Origin of the sequence: Massilia sp. UMI-21 (assembly GCA_015277795.1) — a bacterium.
Taxonomy (GTDB): Bacteria; Pseudomonadota; Gammaproteobacteria; order Burkholderiales; family Burkholderiaceae_D; genus Telluria.
In genome coordinates, this window is the sequence record CP063848.1 from 3,446,194 (window position 1) to 3,462,891 (window position 16,698).

At 68.4% G+C, this 16,698-nt stretch carries 11 protein-coding genes; 3 read left to right on the forward strand and 8 right to left on the reverse strand.

From position 1 onward, the window contains the following. The first annotated feature begins 26 nt into the window (after nucleotides 1–26). Nucleotides 27–1,373: a glycoside hydrolase family 16 protein gene (locus tag IM543_15170; GenBank protein ID QOY92932.1), complete on the forward strand. Its 1,347-nt coding sequence runs from the start codon at nucleotides 27–29 to the stop codon at nucleotides 1,371–1,373. 47 nt (nucleotides 1,374–1,420) lie between these two features. Here IM543_15170 and IM543_15175 read toward each other — a convergent pair whose 3' ends face one another. From IM543_15175 to IM543_15190, 4 genes are all read right to left on the reverse strand, one after another. Then, on the reverse strand, nucleotides 1,421–1,882 hold the full coding sequence (locus IM543_15175; GenBank protein ID QOY92933.1) for a metallophosphoesterase family protein: 462 nt from the start codon (nucleotides 1,880–1,882) through the stop codon (nucleotides 1,421–1,423). Nucleotides 1,883–1,887: 5 nt separating this feature from the next. Continuing rightward, complete coding sequence (locus IM543_15180) at nucleotides 1,888–2,181, reverse strand: DUF378 domain-containing protein (protein QOY92934.1); 294 nt, start codon at nucleotides 2,179–2,181, stop codon at nucleotides 1,888–1,890. Nucleotides 2,182–2,293: 112 nt separating this feature from the next. Further along, on the reverse strand, nucleotides 2,294–2,926 hold the full coding sequence (locus IM543_15185) for a YcbK family protein (GenBank protein QOY92935.1): 633 nt from the start codon (nucleotides 2,924–2,926) through the stop codon (nucleotides 2,294–2,296). Nucleotides 2,927–3,034: 108 nt separating this feature from the next. Next, entirely contained in the window at nucleotides 3,035–3,583 is a 549-nt protein-coding gene (locus IM543_15190) for a GNAT family N-acetyltransferase (GenBank protein ID QOY92936.1), read from the reverse strand. A gap of 255 nt (nucleotides 3,584–3,838) precedes the next feature. Between IM543_15190 and IM543_15195 the strand changes: the two genes are divergently transcribed. Both IM543_15195 and IM543_15200 read left to right on the forward strand, forming a co-directional pair. After that, entirely contained in the window at nucleotides 3,839–4,849 is a 1,011-nt protein-coding gene (locus IM543_15195; GenBank protein ID QOY92937.1) for a sulfate ABC transporter substrate-binding protein, read from the forward strand. 336 nt (nucleotides 4,850–5,185) lie between these two features. Then, a complete protein-coding gene (locus tag IM543_15200; protein ID QOY96703.1) occupies nucleotides 5,186–6,106 on the forward strand; it encodes a serine hydrolase in 921 nt (306 codons plus the stop codon). Nucleotides 6,107–6,173: 67 nt separating this feature from the next. Here IM543_15200 and IM543_15205 read toward each other — a convergent pair whose 3' ends face one another. The 4 genes from IM543_15205 to recC form a co-directional block, all read right to left on the reverse strand. After that, on the reverse strand, nucleotides 6,174–7,298 hold the full coding sequence (locus IM543_15205; protein ID QOY92938.1) for an RDD family protein: 1,125 nt from the start codon (nucleotides 7,296–7,298) through the stop codon (nucleotides 6,174–6,176). Between the two features lie 250 nt (nucleotides 7,299–7,548). Then, nucleotides 7,549–9,507, reverse strand: a complete 1,959-nt coding sequence (gene recD, locus IM543_15210; protein QOY92939.1) for an exodeoxyribonuclease V subunit alpha — start codon at nucleotides 9,505–9,507, stop codon at nucleotides 7,549–7,551. After that, nucleotides 9,494–13,171, reverse strand: a complete 3,678-nt coding sequence (gene recB, locus IM543_15215) for an exodeoxyribonuclease V subunit beta (GenBank protein QOY92940.1) — start codon at nucleotides 13,169–13,171, stop codon at nucleotides 9,494–9,496. Before recB ends, recD begins: the two co-directional genes overlap by 14 nt. After that, nucleotides 13,168–16,608 carry an exodeoxyribonuclease V subunit gamma gene (gene recC, locus IM543_15220; GenBank protein QOY92941.1) on the reverse strand — a complete coding sequence of 1,147 codons (3,441 nt, stop codon included), beginning with the start codon at nucleotides 16,606–16,608 and terminating at the stop codon, nucleotides 13,168–13,170. The genes recB and recC overlap by 4 nt, the downstream gene beginning before the upstream one ends. Between the last annotated feature and the right edge of the window lie 90 nt (nucleotides 16,609–16,698).

Sequence of the window (16,698 nt, forward strand, 5' to 3'; positions counted from 1 at the left end):
AATACCAAATGCGCATATATTTTTCCATGCCGGTTGGAAACGTTTCCATCCATGCCGGCAAGATCGGATCAGACCAACGCGAAAGTTGGCGACATGGGCGCGCTATCCTGGCGCGTCTTTCAATCGGAGTGAGACAAGGAGTCGACGTGCATCACCAAGCCCAAAAAACCCGCTCGAAGTGGAAAGCTTTCCAAACAGTGGCCGGCAGCGTGCTGCTGGCTGTCGGCGCCCAGGCCACGGCCGGCGTCACCAACCCGGTCATCGGCCAGCTGTTGTGGTCCGAGGAATTCAACGGCACCGGCCTGAACACCGCCATATGGAGCGCCTCGGATGGCAACGGCTGCCAGATCGGCCTGTGCGGCTATGGCAACGCCGAGCTGCAATACTACAGCCGGAACAACCTGTCGATCGTGAATGTGCCTTTCGAATCCGGCACCCGGGCACTGGCGATCGAGGCCCGTCGCCAGCGGGCCGGCAGCAACGCCTTCACCTCGGGCAAGATCGACACCAAGGGCAAGGTGCAGGTGAAGTACGGGATGGTCGAGGTGCGGATGAGCACGCCGGCGGTCGAGACCGGCCTGTGGCCGGCCGCCTGGATGCTGGGCGTGAGTTCCCAGACCTGGCCGCGCAACGGCGAGATCGACATCATGGAGATGGGGCACAAGGCGGAGGTGCGGGCGGCGGCCGGTTCGCCCTCGGCCAACAATTTCGTCGGTTCGAACGTCATCACCTACCAGGACGCCGCCTGCGTGCCGGGCAACGAAAGCTGCGCCGCCTCGACCGCCTGGCAGACCAGGAACTGGTATGTCGCCACCACCCCGCTGGTCAACCGCTTCGTCACCTACCGCCTGTACTGGGACGAAAGCCAGATGCGTTTCACCGTGACCGACAACGGCGTCGAGCGCGACATGTACGACGCGCCCTTGGCAGTGAACTCCAGCGCGCTCCAGGCGCCCTTCTACCTGCTGCTGAACCTCGCCGTCGGCGGCAACTTCACCGACGCCGCCACCGCGCGCCAGGTCACCGCGCCGCTGCCCGGCACCATGTACGTCGACTATGTGCGCGTCTACCAGCTCGACGGCAAGGGCCAGGTCGGCATCGGCAACCAAGCCATGGCGGGGATCGCCTCGGTCTCGCAGGATTCGGCCACCACCCTGCAGTTCAGCGCCGATACCGGCAGCTGGGCGGACGTCCACTACACGGTCAACAATGGCGCCCAGCAAAACGTGCGCATGCGGCTCGACGGCAAGCGCAATGCCTACCATGCCGGCGGCCTGAAGATCGGTGACGTGGTGCGCTACAGCTTCACCTACGGGGACCAGGCCGGCAAGCACGCGGTCGATACCGCTTGGCAGAGCCATACCATGAAGTAAGGCATCCCGTTTCGCTCCCGGAGCAGGGTCCGGGAGCGTTTTTTTCGCTACGCCACCTCGAGACTCACCAACCGCGCCCGTACCTGCCCCCGGTCCAGCAGAAGTTCACCTACCGAGATCGGCAGAGAGAAGCGGCGGCGGCCGGCGCTGCCGGGGTTCACGTAGAGCACGCCTTCACGCTCCTGCGCCGAAGGCTTGTGCGAATGGCCCGACACGACCACGCGCACGCCCGCCCCGGCCGGATCGATCGGCAGTTCCTTGATGTCGTGGATGACGTAGATGCCGACCTCTCCAAGCCGCAGGATGGCGGTCTCGGGGATGCTGTCGGCCCAGTCGCCGCGGTCGTTATTGCCGCGCACGACCGTCAGCGGCGCGATGGCCGCGAGCGGCGCGAGGATGTCGGGGCCGGTAATGTCACCGGCATGGATGATGTGGTCACTGCCCCGCAGGAAGTCGAGCGCCTGCGGGCGCAGCAACCCGTGCGTGTCGGAAATCAGTCCGACGCGCATGCCGCTCAGGTCGAGCGCTTGCTGCCGGCCATCTTGGCCGTGGTATAGATCGAGTACAGCGCCGCCAGGCCCACCACCACGTAGACGATGCGGGTCGCCGGGCTGCCCGGACCGAACAGGGTAGCGACCATATCGACGTCGAACAGGCCCACCATCGCCCAGTTGAGGCCGCCGATAATCAGGAGCGCCATCGCCAGGTAGTCGAGCGCCGACATGGCCGAACGCTGATGGGCACGCATCGACGTACGCCGCTCACCCATCGTCCTGCGGTCCATCGTTGGGGTATTCATCGTTGCCATCATTGCCTCCTTGAAAAAGCACACTGATCGACCAAGGCAGCCGCCCTGACCATGACGGGCTTATATTAACGGAAGTTCGATGGCCCGCACGCACGGGTAGGACGCGCTCCCCTCAGCCCTTCCAGGTGCGTTTCAGCCCGGTGTCCGCATGGATCCAGCCGCCCCGGGGGCCGGACCGGTAGTAGTAGCCGACGCCACCCTGGCGGAAGCTCCGGATCAGTCCGCCAAGAACTTCCTCGTTCAGGCTGGCGATGCGGATGTCGGCCGCCTTGCCGACCATGTGCAGGGACTTGCGCGCCGCCGGCACGCCCTCCTCGACCAGGCGCTTGTTCGACGCCTCGGTGCGGTAGCCCGACAGGATCTCGAGCGGCTGGGTCATGCCGTAGCGCGCGATGAAGGCCTGGGTGCCCCACAGCACTTCGAACAGCTTGGGATCGATCGGCGCCGTCGCCCGGCCGTTCACGTCGCGCAGGATGTGGCACAGCTCCTGGTAGGCGGAATCGATGACCTCGCCATCTTTCCAGTACAGCAGCTTGGCGCGCTCGCCGCTTTGCGGGCGCACCACGGAGAGCGTGCGCGGCTTGACCCAGAAATCGATGTCGAGCAGTTGCGCGTCGAACAGGTCGGGTGGGGGTTGCAGGTCGGCGTCCTGGGGCGCCGCGCCGGCCGGCGCCACAATCTGGGCGCCGAGGCCCAGGGCGCACAGCCGGGCTCCGTGTTGCAGGAAATCTCTACGTGAAGCCATCAAGAAACTCTAACTCATCCAATCGGGGCGCTTACTATATCGCAAGCTTCCCGGGGACAAAAGGAGTGTTCGTGATTGCGTTGCAAGCAAACGCTGCTTGCCAGCCCCTCAAGCGCTACAGTTGCAGAACCGCTTGCGCGCCGCCGCCCCGGGTTCGAGGTCACAGGCGGCATCGAGCTGCTTCCACAGCAGGTCGCATTCGAGGCCGAAGCAGGAGGTGTCCTTGCCGGCATTGACGTAGCCCTGGCGCTCGAAGAAGGCGCTCGCGCTCGCCGGACTGTGCAGGTGCAGCTTCTTGATGCTCCAGCTGCGGGCTTGCTCTTCGGCCGCGGCCAGCAGCGCACGGCCGATGCCGCTGCGCAGCGCTTCCGGCGCCACGTAGCACAGCGCGAGCTTGCCGGCCTGGTTCAGCAGGCACAGGCCGAGCAGTTCGCCCGGTTTGCCGCCCTCCCGCACGGCGACCAGGGCGTGGTTGCTGGCATTGGCAAACCAGGTGGCGACGTTGGCCGCCGTCTTGTTGCCGAGCCAGGCCTCCAGCACGGCGGGCCGGTCCTGGTGATCGGCCTGGCAGCCGAGCTCGATCGAACGGCGCAGCAGCGCGCAGGCGGGGGAAGCATCACCGGGCAGCGCCTTGCGTATGTCAAAAACCATGGACATCAAACATCAATCACTATGCATAAATAACGGGTCAAACCCGCGCCGGAGGCGCAATGGCTGGGCACGACTATACACCGAAAGCCCCCGACCTTGCTGTGCGCATCCCTGTCCGCACCCGGGCCGCGCAAGGCACGGGGCGCAGCGGACCAGCTTCGCTCTGCAGTACTAAGCATATGACAAAACTATTGTTCCGTATTTTGAGCAATCGACGGATGATTCACCCTGTCACCACCAGATTCTGAAAAGCGAGACCATATGACCCTGATTTCCCCGCTCCGCCGCCTGTTGCTGGCCCTGTCGCTGGGCGCCGCGTTGCCGCTGTCGGCCAGTGCCGCCGACACCGAGCTGCTGAACGTTTCCTATGACGTCGCGCGCGAGTTATACAAGGACATCAACCCGGCCTTCATCGCGGCTTACAAGCAGCAGACCGGCCAGACCGTCAGCGTCAAGCAGTCGCACGGCGGCTCGAGCAAGCAGGCGCGCGCCGTCGCCGACGGCCTGGAGGCCTCGGTCGTGACCATGAACCAGGCCAACGACATCGACATGCTGGCCGACCGTGGCCTGGTGGCCAAGGACTGGGCCAGGAAATTCCCGAACAATGCGGCGCCCTATTACTCGACCATGGTTTACCTGGTGCGCAAGGGTAACCCGAAGAACATCCGCGACTGGGACGACCTGGCGCGCCCGGGGGTGCAGGTGATCATCCCGAACCCGAAGACCGCGGGCAACGGCCGCTATACCTACCTGGCGGCCTGGGGCGCGGCACTGAAGAAGAAAGGCGGCAACGAAGCCGAGGCGCGCAAGCTCGTGGCGCGCATCTTCAAGAACGTGCCGATCCTCGATGCCGGCGGCCGCGCCGCCACCACCACCTTCACCCAGCGCCAGATCGGCGACGTCCTGGTGACCTTCGAGAACGAGGTGAGCATGGTGCGCAAGGAATTCGGCGACAACTTCGAGGTGGTCTACCCGAGCGTGTCGATCCTGGCCGAGTCGCCGGTGGCCGTGGTCGACAAGGTGGTCGACCGCCGCAAGCAGCGCAAGGAAGCCACCGCCTACCTGAACTTCCTGTATTCGCCCGCCGGCCAGGAGATCGGCGCCAGGCACTTCCTGCGGGTGCGTTCCGATACCGTGATGAAAAAGTATGCCGCCAACTACAAGCCGATCCAGCTGTTCACCGTGGATGAGCTGTTCGGCGGCTGGCGCAAGGCCCAGCAAGTCCACTTCAACGACGGCGGTGAGTTCGACAAGATCTACCAGTCGAAGTAAGCGCGTCGATCGAGATCGCTCGACAATGCCTCCAGCACCATGGAAGTCTTGTCAGCCACCCAGGCCCTGCCCAGCGCAGGGCTTGTTGTTTTCAGGGGCGATATCGTGGCGATATCGGGGGCAGACTGACAATTCTCATGGACGGGTTAGCACGAGAATCGTTAATCTTCATAAAAATTCCTGTTCACAAGCCTGTTTTTTCCTGTGCGCCATAGACATGCATCATGCTAGATGCTATCTTCCAACTACTGTAGTTGCCCTACAGCCAGAAAGTTGACTGCGCGCCGATTCGCGAGCCGCGCCCCCGCTCAACGCAACCCAAACCTGAACCCGACAATGCTAAAAAAATTGCTTGCCACTGTATTGTTGTCGTTTTCGGCTGCCGCATTCGCGGTGCCGTTCGGCTCGCAATCGGTGCTCGTGGTAGAAGATGACACCGGCAAGATTTTGCTGGAAAAGAACGCCGACCGTGTCGTGCCGATCGCGTCGCTCACCAAATTGATGACCGCGATGGTCGTGCTCGACGCGAAGCAGGACATGGACGAGTTGATCGAAATCGACCGCAGCGATGTCGACACGCTCAAGCACAGCAGCTCGCGGGTGCCTGTGGGCGCCCTGATCTCGCGCCGCGACGTGCTGCAACTGGCCCTGATGTCCTCGGACAATCGCGCAGCCGCCGCGCTCGCGCGCACCTACCCCGGTGGCGACGCCGGGTTCAAAGCCGCGGTGAAGCGCAAGATCGCCACGCTGGGCATGAGCCAGACCGTGATCGAAGAGCCGACCGGCCTGTCGCCGCACAATCGTTCGAATGCGGGCGACCTGGTCAAGATGGCGGCCGCCGCATCGCGTTATCCGGACATCACCGCCGCCACCACCGATACCAAGGACCTGATCAAGATCAACGGCCGTGAGGTCGAGTACCGCAATACCAATCGCCTGGTGGGCGCCAAAGGCTGGGACATCGGGCTGTCCAAGACCGGCTACACCTCGGAAGCCGGACGCTGCCTGATCATGAATATCAAGGCCGCCGGCAAGAACGCGACCATGATCCTGCTGAACGCGAATGCCTCGTCGGCGCGCATCCTCGATGCCCTGAACATTCGCCGTTTCATTACCGGCGAAAAAGCGCCGGTCCGTGTCGCGAAAGCCTCGAGCCGGGCTCGCATCAAGGCCCGCGCCCGCGCCGGTTCCGGCAAGGCCAAGTCGGTCAGGAAGCGCACCAAGGTAAAGGTGGTGCCGAAGCGGCGCAAGAAGTAAGCCATTCCATGTCATTACCGAAGGGGCCGCAAGGCCCCTTCGGTGTTTTCGTCCGACGAAACGACGTTCATGGGCTCGGCGCCGGCCCGGTCTGCGGTACCGGCCGCAGGACGGTATCCCAGAGCGCGCCGCTCAGCTCGCGCACCAGGTCGTCGGTATAGGCCGCCGGCGGCGACTGCATGGCGACGAGCCGCCAGGCCTTGCCGTCCACCTCGACTATGCGCAGCTGTACCCATTCGGGCCCCTTCTTGTGCTGGCCCCTGCCGACCCAGGAGTGCCTGCCGCGAAAGTCGGCGAAATAGCTTTCGGTAAGCTCGAAGCGGTCGGCCAGACGCTCTTCGAGTGCCGCCGCATCCTGGCGCAAGGCCGAACCGCGCACCCGGTCATGGGCGAACAGCACCACCGCTTGGCCGCTGTGCTGGGTAAACAGGTGCTGCGGCGCCCCATCCGGCCCGGCGCGCATCTCGTGCTTCCATTGCGCCGAGACGGGCGCCGCACGGCCGGTCACCGGGTTGTCCCAGGCATACGGCGGCGCCTCCAGCATGGCGGCCGCTTGCTGGCTGTCCTGGCGGTCGATGGCGTCGAAGGCGATGATCGCGGCCAACATCCCGGTAAACGCCATGGCGAACACACCCTTGGCCAAGCGTCCGACCGGCCTGGCGCGCACCAGGAAGGCGTTGCGGTCGTAGCTGGCCTGCAGCCCCTTGCGCAGCCGCAGCCCCTGGCGCGCCATGGCGAGCAGGCTGATTGCCGGAAGACCAAGCGCCAGGCCGCTACGCCAGAGCCGCAGATTGCGTCCGACCAGTTCGCGCAAGCCCGGTGCGCGCCGGTCTACCCCCACCAGGTGCAGCCCGAGCAGGGCCTTGCCGGGCGTGTTGCCGGCCAGCGCATGTAGCGCAGCATCCACCAGCAGCGCCCCCGGGATGCAGGCAAGCCCGAACAGCTTCCAGCCGAATGGGGTCTCGAGCCAGCGCAGGAAGGCCGGCGAGCTCTGGCCGAGGATGTAGCCGAGCACCCCGGCCACCAGCGCGGTCTGCCACCAGACGTCGAAACTGCGGGCGAACCAGCGCGCCCAGGCGCCGGCGGCTTCGTCGTCCGACAGCGCGAACGGCTCCACGTACGCGACCGGCGACGCCGCCCGCTTGGCGGCGTCGTGGAAAAGCAGGACCGTCTGCTCATCGATTGGCTTCATGGCACCTGGACGCCCGAGATAGATATTTCGAGGTGGATATTGTTTATTTACACCAAAGTTAGCCCTGCGTGTTTGTTCTCGCAAGGTGAGACCGCGGGCGAACAGTCGAGTTCGGAGGGCGGCGCGTGCGCGAAGCCCATCCTTGGGCCGGATCAAGGTTCCGGAAAGCGGCCCGTGCAGAAGGAAATGTTCCGGCAGGAGCCGCGCGGTGCCAGGCCGCGGTGCCAGGCCGCGGTGCCAGGGCGAGGTGCTAGCGCGAGGTCGGCGCGATCATGCCGCGCAGGCCGCTGGTGCGGTGGGTACGCTGGCCGATGGCCTCGAGCAGCACCGTGCCCGGCGGTGAGACCAGGGTGAACAGCTCGCTGGCGCGGGTGATGCCGGTATAGACCAGCTCGCGGGTCAGCACCGCGCCGCGCTCGCGCGGCAGCGCCAGCACGGTATGGCGGAATTCCGAACCCTGCGATTTATGCACCGTCATCGCGAACGCCGTCTCGACGTTGCGCAGGCGGGTCGCCAGCACGCTGCGCACCGTGTCGCCTTCCAGGAAATAGACGCGCAGCGCGCCGGGGCGGGCCGGATCCGGCAGGGTGAGGCCGATGTCGCCGTTGTACACGCCGGTGCCGTAGTCGTTGCGGGTGACCATCACCGGACGGCCGACATACCACTCGCCGTTCGGGCGCAGCAGCCCGGCCTGGGCCAGGCGCGCGGCCACCGCCCCGTTCAGGCCGGCCACGCCCCATTCGCCGTCGCGCACCGCGCACAGGATGCGGAAGGACTCGAAGCGCTGCAGGACCTGGCGCACCCATTCGTCGTGCTGCGTGTTCAATCCGGTCTGCCAGCCCGTATTCAGCACGTCCAGGTAAGCGCCATAGCCGGATTGCGCCAGCTGCAGCACCTGCTGCTGCTGGGCGTTCTCGATCCAGCGCACGCCCGGCTCCCCCGCCCGCAGCACCGCTTCGGCTCCCAGCGTATCGCCGGCGTTGACGGCCAGCGCCAGCCGGCCGATCGGTCCGCCGAAGCGGCGGCTGTGGCGCAGCATCACGGTCTGCTGGGCCAGTGCGCCGGCGTCGCCCAGGAATTCGGCCGGCAGCGTTTCGCCGCTGGCGGCCAGCACATAGTCGCGGGTGGCGTCGGTATAGCCGCCGGCGCCGGCGTTGTGGCACAGGTCGCCGAGCACGGCGCCCGCCTCCACCGACGCCAGCTGGTCCTTGTCGCCCAGCAGGATCAGGGTCGCGCCCGGCGGCAGCGCATCGAGCAGCGATGCCATCATCTCCAGGTGGACCATCGAGGCTTCGTCGACGATCAGCACGTCGACGTCGAGCGGGTTGCCGCGGTGGTGGGCGAAGGCACGGGTGTCGGGACGCGCCCCCAGCAGGCTGTGCAGGGTACGCGCGGCGCCCATGCGCAGGGTAAGTTCGCGCAGCGGCAGTTGCGCGCCCACCTTGTCGGCCAGTTCGCCCAGCGCCTTGTCGATCGACTGCTTCAGGCGCGCCGCCGCCTTGCCGGTCGGCGCGGCCAGGGCGATGCGCTGGCTGCCCGCCTCCGGCGCGGTGGCGAACAACAGCGCCAGCAGGCGCGCCACGGTATAGGTCTTGCCGGTGCCGGGACCGCCGGTGATGATCGCCACCGAGCCGCGCAGGGCGATGGCGCAGGCCAGCTTCTGCCAGTCAGGGCCTTCGACGCTGCGCTGCGAGCCGAACAGGATATCCAGCCAGCCGCGCACCGCTTCCTGGTCGACCTGGCGCCGCTGGGTCGCGCGTTCGCGTACCGCCTGCGCCACCAGCATCTCGTCGCGCCAGTAGCGGCGCAGGTAAAGGCGGTCGCCGTCGAGCACCAGCGGCTGGTCGTAGTCGAAGGCGCTTACCTCCCACACCTGCTCGCAGCCGGCCAGTTCGCGGGCCCAGGCCTGTGCGGTCTTGGGCAAGGGGCCGGCGGCGCGCGCCAGCAGTTGCCACTGTTCGTCTTCCCAGCCGAGCAGCGCGGCGGCGCCGTCGGCCAGGTCGGCCAGCAGCAGGCAGCTGTGGCCCTGCCCTTCCACTTCGGACAGCACGCTCGCGGCCAGCACCAGCGCCGGCGGCGCGGGTCTACCATTCGCGAGCGACGCGATGAAGCGGGCAAAGGCGCAGGACAGGCGGCGCAGCTCGCCGGCCTCGCTCAGGCGCGCCAGTTCGCTCCACAGCAATCCGATGTCGGCTTCATGCCTGGCCATGGTCTGCCTCCCGCTTGTCCAGCAATTGCTCGAGTCCATCCAGGAGCGCCAGGTCTGGACCGAGCACGCAGCAGCCGCGCGTATCCGCGTTGGCGATCCCGCGCAGGAACAGGAACACCGCTCCGCCCAGCTGGCGGCGCGGCTCGTAGGCATCGCCCAGCCGGCTGCGCAGCAGGCGGTGCAGCGCCAGCATGTAGATGCTGGCCTGGATATCGTAGCGATGCTCCACCATGCCCAGTTCCATCGCGGCCCGGGTGTAGGCGGCATCGCCCGGCCCCAGCGCATTGGTCTTGTAGTCGAGCACCCAGTAACGTCCCTCGTGCTCGAACACCAGGTCGGCGAAACCCTTGAGCATCCCGTGCAGCACCCGCTCCGGCAAGGTCGGCCGGTCCAGGCCCTGCATGACGCGCGTGCGGCACAGGCGGTCGAGCGCCGCCGCGTCGAGGCGCTCGCTGGGGAACCAGAATTCCAGTTCCGGCACGAGCGCGCCGTCGCCCCGCAGGTCGGCCAGGGCCGCGCCCAGCGGCGGCAAGGCGGTCGTGACGACCGCGTGCAGCCAGGCCAGTGCGTCGTCCTGGCGGTGGCCCCAGCCGGCGCGCTCGATGCGCTGGCCGAGGCGCAGCAGGAATTCCGGCTCGTCGGCGCGGTGGAAACCCTCGCCCGCCATCCACTCGAGCTGCTCGTGCATGAAGTTGCCGGGCACCGAGCCGCGCGGGAATCGGTGCCAGGGGGCGTCCTCGATGCGCGGCGGGGTGACGACCTGCGGTTCTTCCTCGAGCAGGGTCTCTTCTTGCGCACGCATCGGCGCCGGCGGCGCGGCGACGGCGACCGCATGCCGCACCAGCGAGGTGAAGGAGCCGATCGACCAGTCGCGCTCGAACGAGGCCTCGTAGCGCGGCACCGCCAGCAGGTCCGGGCGCACGTCCTCGCGCGCCAGCAGGGTACGGCCTTGCGCTTCGGCGAGCTCGCGCAGCACGATGCCCTCGACGCCGCCGCGCAGGCGCTCCAGGCGCTCGCCCAGCCGTTCCGCGGCGATCTTCTCGCCGCCACCCAGCAGGTAGCCCAGCGCCGACTCGTGCAGCCGGTTCTCATGCTTGCCGCGTCCGCTGATCGGGGCGACCCCCAGCCACAGGTAGTGGCGGGCGCGGGTCAGGGCCACGTACAGCAGGCGCAGGTCTTCTTCCAGGCGCGCGCGGTCGACCGCTTCCAATGCCTCCTCGCCCATGCCCAGGTCGAGGTGGCGCGCACCGTCGCCGTCGACAAACTCGAAGAAAGCGCGGTTGCGACGATCGGTACGGCGCGCGGTCACCGCGAACGGCAGGTAGACCAGCGGGTATTCCAGGCCCTTGGACTTGTGCACCGTGACGACTTTCACCAGCTCGGCATCGCTTTCCAGTCGCAGCACCCGTTCGTCGCCACCCTCGCCCAGGCCCTCGAGCTGCTCGGCCAGCCAGCGGATCAGGGCCTGCTCGCCTTCCAGCTGGCTGCTGGCCTCCTGCAGCAGTTCGGCCAGGTGCAGCAGGTTGGTCAGGCGCCGTTCGCCTCCGGGCTGGCGCAGCAGGCGCGCCGGCAGTCCCAGCTCGTGAACGAAGCGGCGCAGCATGGCCAGCACGCCCTGGCGCTGCCAGGCCGCGTGCAGGCTTTTCAGCTGTTCCACGCGCGCCTCCCAGGCCACTTCATCGCTCGAGAGCCGGGCCAGCTCGCCCAGCGGCAGGCCGGCGGTGCGGGTGGCGAAGGCGGCGCGCGCAAGCAGGCCGTCGAGCGGATTGGCGACCGCGTACAGCCAGCGCAACACGTCGGCCGCCTCCTCGCTCTCGACCACCGAATCCTTGTCGGACAGGTACACGCTGGCCACCTTGCGCTCGACCAGGGCGCGGCGCACGGCGGCGGCCTCGCGCCGGTCGCGCACCAGGATCGCGATATCGGCCGGCATCAGGCGGCGGAAGCGTTCGCCGTCCGAGAAGCCGACCCGCTCGTCGCCCAGCAGGCCGACGATGTGCTCGGCGCAGTGGTGGGCGAAATAGTCGCGGTAGGCGTCCTGGTTCATCGGGCCGGCGCAGCACACCGACATCGCATGCTGCGGACCATCGGCCCCGACCAGGCGCTCGCGGTGGCCCTTGGCCAGCACCGGCTCGAACGGCAGCGGATTGTCATCGCCGCGCCGGAAGCGGAAGGCGCCGCCGGGGTAGCCGGCCAGCCCCGGATCACCCTCGGCATGGCGGAACAGCTGGTTGACCGCGTCCACCAGCTGGCGGCTGGAGCGGTAGTTGACGCCGAGCTGGTAGTGGCGCCCGGCGGTGGCGCGCCGCGCCGCCAGGTAACTGTGGATGTCGGCGCCGCGGAAGCCGTAGATCGACTGCTTCGGGTCGCCGATCAGGAACAGGCCCTGTTCCGGGTCATTCTCCGCCACCCGGTACAGCAGGTCGAAGATGCGGTACTGGTCGGGCGAGGTGTCCTGGAATTCGTCGACCATCGCCACCGGGAACTGCAGCACGATGCGGCGCCGCAGTGCCTCGCCATTCGGTCCCTCGAGCGCATCTTTCAGGCGTTCCAGCATGTCGGCAAAGCCGAACTGGCGGTTGCGCGCCTTCAGCTCGCGCATGCGCGCGGCGATGTGGCCGGCGGCATGACGCAGCAGCGCATGCGACAGCGGCTGCAGCCGCCCTAGCGCTTCCTGCAGCGGCGCGGTGAAGCCGAAGCAGGCCGGCACCTCGGCCGTGAAATCCTTGCTGAAAGCGTCGTTGATGCCGTCCGGGCACAGGCGGCGCCAGGCCGTCTCATTGAGGTCGGGTAGCACGCGGGCCGGATCGAGCGCCCAGGCGCGCAAGGCCTCGAACCACTTGGCCAGCGAATCGGCGCGCATCTTGTTCCCGTTGAAGCACTTCGGGTTGCGCTCGCGCTGGCCGGCGATCCAGCGCTCCATCTCGTCGGCGCGCGCAGCCCAGCCATCCTTCAGGCCGGCCAGTTCGGCGCGCTGCGCCGCCTGCACCCGCGTCACCAGGGTCGCGAGCGGTTCCGGCGGGGACGCACCCAGCAGGCGGGTGCGCGGCACCAGCTCGCGCACCCCGGCCTTCAGGGCCGCGACGTCGGTCCAGCATTCGCGCACCGATGCCAGGGCGGCGGCGCCGAGCGGGTAGATGTGCTGGCGCCAGTAATCGTGGGCGGCATCCTCGAACAGGGCGCGCTCGTCGCTCACCAGCTCTTCGTCGAACAGGCTGCCGGAGTCGAAGGCGTGCTCGCGCAGCATGCGCTGGCACCAGGCGTCGATGGTGAAGATCGCCGCCTCGTCCATGGTCTCGGCAGCCAGCACCAGGCGGTGGGCGGCGACGCTGCGCTCGGCGTCGAGCGGATAGGCCTCGAGCAGTGCGCACAGGTAGGGATCATCGATCTCCAGCTGGCCGCGGAAGTAGGCGGCCGCTTCCACCAGGCGCTCGCGCACCCGGTTGGCCAGTTCGCGCGTGGCGGCGCGGGTGAAGGTCATCACCAGGATCTCGCTCGGCAGCAGCGGGCGCGCGAACCCGCCCTGGCCGTCCTGGCCGCCGTGGCCGAGCACCAGCCGCAGGTAGAGCGCGGCGATGGTCCAGGTCTTGCCGGTGCCGGCCGAGGCCTCGATCAGGCGCGACCCGTGCAGCGGGAACACCAAGGGTTCGAGGAGCTGGCTCATGCGGCCTCCCCCGCCGCGCCGCCGCCCAGCGGCGCCACCTGCACGCCCGTCTCGATCCATTCGGCGAGCGCGCCGTACAGGTCGCGCGCCACGTGCGGCCAGTCGCCGGCCGCCACCAGCGAGGCGAAATCCGGCCACAGGCGCGCCAGGCACAGTTCCTCGACCTCGCCCGAGAACTCGTAGCTGCCGTCGTAGACCAGCCGTGCGTCGGCCTCGACTGCGCCCTCGTGCAGCAGCGCCAGCGCAGTCTTGCAGGCCACGCCCAGCGGCCGGTCGAGATTGGTGCGCCACAGCGTGGCCAGGTCGCGCAGGGTGGCCGCCGCCTCGAGCGGGTCCAGGGCCGGCATGGTCAGGATCGCGTCGCGCGCCACCAGGTGGCCGGCCACCGGCGCGTCGGCCGCGGCGGCGGCCAGCTGGCGCAGCCAGGCGCCGATCAGCTTGTCGCCGCGCGGGCGCCCCTGCCGGTCCAGCACCTTGGAGGACACCTGCAACAACCAGGCGGTCTCGACGCCGTCGGTGCGCAGGCGGTCGATCCAGTCGTCCAGCACCAGGTGCGTGCCGTGCGCATCTTCCAGGCGCAGGCTGACCGCGCGCTTGGGGGCGCCGTGCGGGAAGCGCGCGCCCAGTGCCAGCCAGGCGCTGCGTACCGGCACCAGGCCGTCGACCAGCTCCTGCTGCCACTGGCGGCCGAGCAGGCCGATCGGCAGCACGCCTTCGCGCGCCAGCCGTTCGGCGCGCGCGTTCAGCACCGTGCGTACCTCGTGCGCGCCCTCGGCGGGCCCGGAGTCGTCGAGCAGGTGGTCTTCGACGAAGTAACGTTCGAGGGCGTCGAGCGCGAAGGGCTCCTCGTCCTCGCCCACCACCGCCGCGTCGGCGAACACCACGCCCAGGCGGCGCCGGAAGAAGTAGCGCGCCGGCTGGCGCAGGAAGGCCGCCAGCTCGCCCAGCTTGAGCACGAAGCCCGGCTCCATCTCGTAAGGCGGCAGGCTTTCCACCCCGCTGGCGGCGTCGAGTTCCTCGTGTCCGTGGGCGGTGCGCCACTCTCCGGCATAGGTCAGCAGGCCGCCGCGCTCGAAGTAGCGCCGGCTGAAGGGCTGCAGGGCGTGTTCGGTGGTGCGTTCGTCGAGCTTCAGATTCCACCCGTTTTGCAGATAGTCGCGCAACTGGGCCACCAGCACCGAAGGCGGCTGCTCGCTGTTGTCGCGCACGTTGCGGCCGACCCAGCTCAGGTACAGCTTGTCGCGCGCCGACAGCAGGGCTTCGAGCATCAGGTAGCGGTCGTCGTCGCGGCGCGAGCGGTCGCCGGGGCGGGCCATGCCGGGCATCGCGAGCAGGTCGAAGTCGGCCTGTTGGGTGCGGCGTGGAAAGTCGCCATCGTTCATGCCGAGCAGGCAGACCACGCGAAACGGCACGGCGCGCATCGGCATCAGGGTGCAGAAGGTCACGCCGCCGGACACGAACTGGTGGTTCAGGGTCGGCTGGTCGAGCTGGCCGAGCCAGGATTCGCGCATGACCGCAAGCGGCACCGGCTCGGCGAATTCGGCACTGTCGCAGGTCTCGAGCCAGCACTGCAGGGCTTCGTTCAGCTGGGCCAGGGTCAGGCGGTCTTTCTCGTCGGCCGCCTGGAAGAAGGCCGCCAGCAGCGCGCGCGCCGCCGCGCCCCACTCGGCCGGCGTGCGCGACTGCGCCAACTCGGCGCGCCAGTAGAGCAGGCTCTCGATGAACTGGGCCAGCGAGCCGGCCAGCGCGGCGTCCAGCCCGCCCACTTCGGCATAGGGCTCGATGTCGCCGAAGCTGGCGCCGGCGCCGCTCGCATAGCCGAGCAGCATGCGGCGCACGCCGAAGATCCAGGCGTTCTGCTCGCCCACCGAGGCCAGCCCGAGGCCGGCGCGGTGCTCGCGGTCGAGGCCCCAGCGCACGCCCGAGCCCTCGATCCAGCGGCCGAGGATCGGCAGGTCCTCGGCGTCCAGGCCGAAGCGCCCGGCCACGCCGGGAACGTCGAGCAGGTCGCGCACCTCGCTCTGGCGGCAGCGCTGCTGGGGCAGGCGCAGCAGCCATTCGAGCGCCACCAGCAACGGGTTCACGCTGCGGTCGCGCACGTCGCCGATCTCGAACGGAATGTGGCGCGGGTCGTGGCGGCGGTGCTGGTCGAACACCGCATGGATCGCGGCCGAGAACACGTCGATGTCCGGCACCATCACGACCACGTCGCGCGGGCGCAGGCGCGGGTCCTGGGCGAACCAGGACAGCAGCTGGTCGTGCAGCACCTCGACCTCGCGCTGGACGCTGTGGGTGATGTGGAATTCGATCGAGCGGTCGTCGCGGGGCGGCGGCGTCTGAAGTTGCGGCCCGGGGTGCTCGCCGGGCGGCAGCAGGTCGCGCACCGCGGCCTGCACCTGGCCGAGCAGGGTATCGCCGTCGGATTCGTCGAACAGGTCGACCCGCAGATTCTCGTAGCGGCCGCCCTCGCCCCCGTCGAATTCGTCGAGCATGCGCACGAAGTCGCGCCCCTGCCGGCCCCAGCTCGCCAGCAGCGGATGGCTGTGCAGGTGCAGTTCCTCGACCGGCACGCCGGACAGGTCGGCCCCGCCGCGCGGCTGCTGGCGGCGGCGCGCGGCCTTCAGGAGTTCGCGGCCCTCGATAATGTCGCCCCAATAGAACCGGCATGGGTTCGGCACCGCGAACAGTACCTGGGTGTGGCGCGACAGCGCGGCGATTGCCTGCAGGGTCTGGTATGGCAGGGTCGACATGCCGAACAGGATCACCCGGCGCGGCAGGCGCGAGGCCGGCTCCCTGCCCGCCTCCACCGCGGCCAGGAATTGCGCATGGATGCTGGCGCGCCCGCTGACGCGCTGCGCCGGGGGCAGGCTGGCGTGAACTTCGCGCCACAGGCAGGCCTGCCATTTCAGGTCCGCCCCCAGCGGCACAGGATCGCCGACCGCGCGCCGCAGCTGGTCGCGACCGGCTTCCCAGTCGGCCAGCCAGTCGGCGCGGTAGACCTGGTACTGGTCGTACAGGTCGGCCAGGCGCTCGGCCAGCTGCAGGCGGCGCTCGGGGCAACCGTCGCCCAGGAATTGCCTGAGCGGCGCATAGCTGGCGTCTTCGAGCAGCGCCGGCAGCAGGCGCATCAGGCGCCAGGTGAGCGGGTCCTTGTCGAAGGGCGCACGGCTGGGCACGCGTTCGCGCCCCAGCATGCCGCGGTAGGCCTCCCACAGGAAGCGCGCCGGCAGCGCCACCCGGGTGGCGGCGCACACCCCCATTTCCTCGGCCAGCGCGATCTTGAGCCACTCGGCCACCCCGTTCGACTGCACCAGGATGGTCTCCTGCTCGAGCGGCCCCAGCGGGTGCATGCGCAGCCAGTCGAACATGGCGCTGCGCAGCAATTCCATCTGGTTGCCGTGCAGGATTAACAAGCCTGGGGTGATCGGGGAAGACATCGGAACGGTCGGGTTGCTCAAGGGGCAAAGGATACCCGGTTTGGACGCTGCGCGGAAGGCTTGGCTCCGCTCAGTAGCTCTTCGACAACC

Excerpts from the sequence above, each read along its gene's own strand:
- IM543_15185 (QOY92935.1), bottom strand. The coding sequence starts at position 2,926 with ATGGCTTCACGTAGAGATTTCCTGCAACACGGAGCCCGGCTGTGCGCC.
- IM543_15175 (QOY92933.1), bottom strand. The coding sequence starts at position 1,882 with ATGCGCGTCGGACTGATTTCCGACACGCACGGGTTGCTGCGCCCGCAG.
- IM543_15180 (QOY92934.1), bottom strand. The coding sequence starts at position 2,181 with ATGGCAACGATGAATACCCCAACGATGGACCGCAGGACGATGGGTGAG.
- IM543_15170 (QOY92932.1), top strand. The coding sequence starts at position 27 with ATGCCGGTTGGAAACGTTTCCATCCATGCCGGCAAGATCGGATCAGAC.
- IM543_15190 (QOY92936.1), bottom strand. The coding sequence starts at position 3,583 with ATGTCCATGGTTTTTGACATACGCAAGGCGCTGCCCGGTGATGCTTCC.
- IM543_15205 (QOY92938.1), bottom strand. The coding sequence starts at position 7,298 with ATGAAGCCAATCGATGAGCAGACGGTCCTGCTTTTCCACGACGCCGCC.
- IM543_15200 (QOY96703.1), top strand. The coding sequence starts at position 5,186 with ATGCTAAAAAAATTGCTTGCCACTGTATTGTTGTCGTTTTCGGCTGCC.
- IM543_15195 (QOY92937.1), top strand. The coding sequence starts at position 3,839 with ATGACCCTGATTTCCCCGCTCCGCCGCCTGTTGCTGGCCCTGTCGCTG.
- recD (QOY92939.1), bottom strand. The coding sequence starts at position 9,507 with ATGGCCAGGCATGAAGCCGACATCGGATTGCTGTGGAGCGAACTGGCG.
- recC (QOY92941.1), bottom strand. The coding sequence starts at position 16,608 with ATGTCTTCCCCGATCACCCCAGGCTTGTTAATCCTGCACGGCAACCAG.
- recB (QOY92940.1), bottom strand. The coding sequence starts at position 13,171 with ATGAGCCAGCTCCTCGAACCCTTGGTGTTCCCGCTGCACGGGTCGCGC.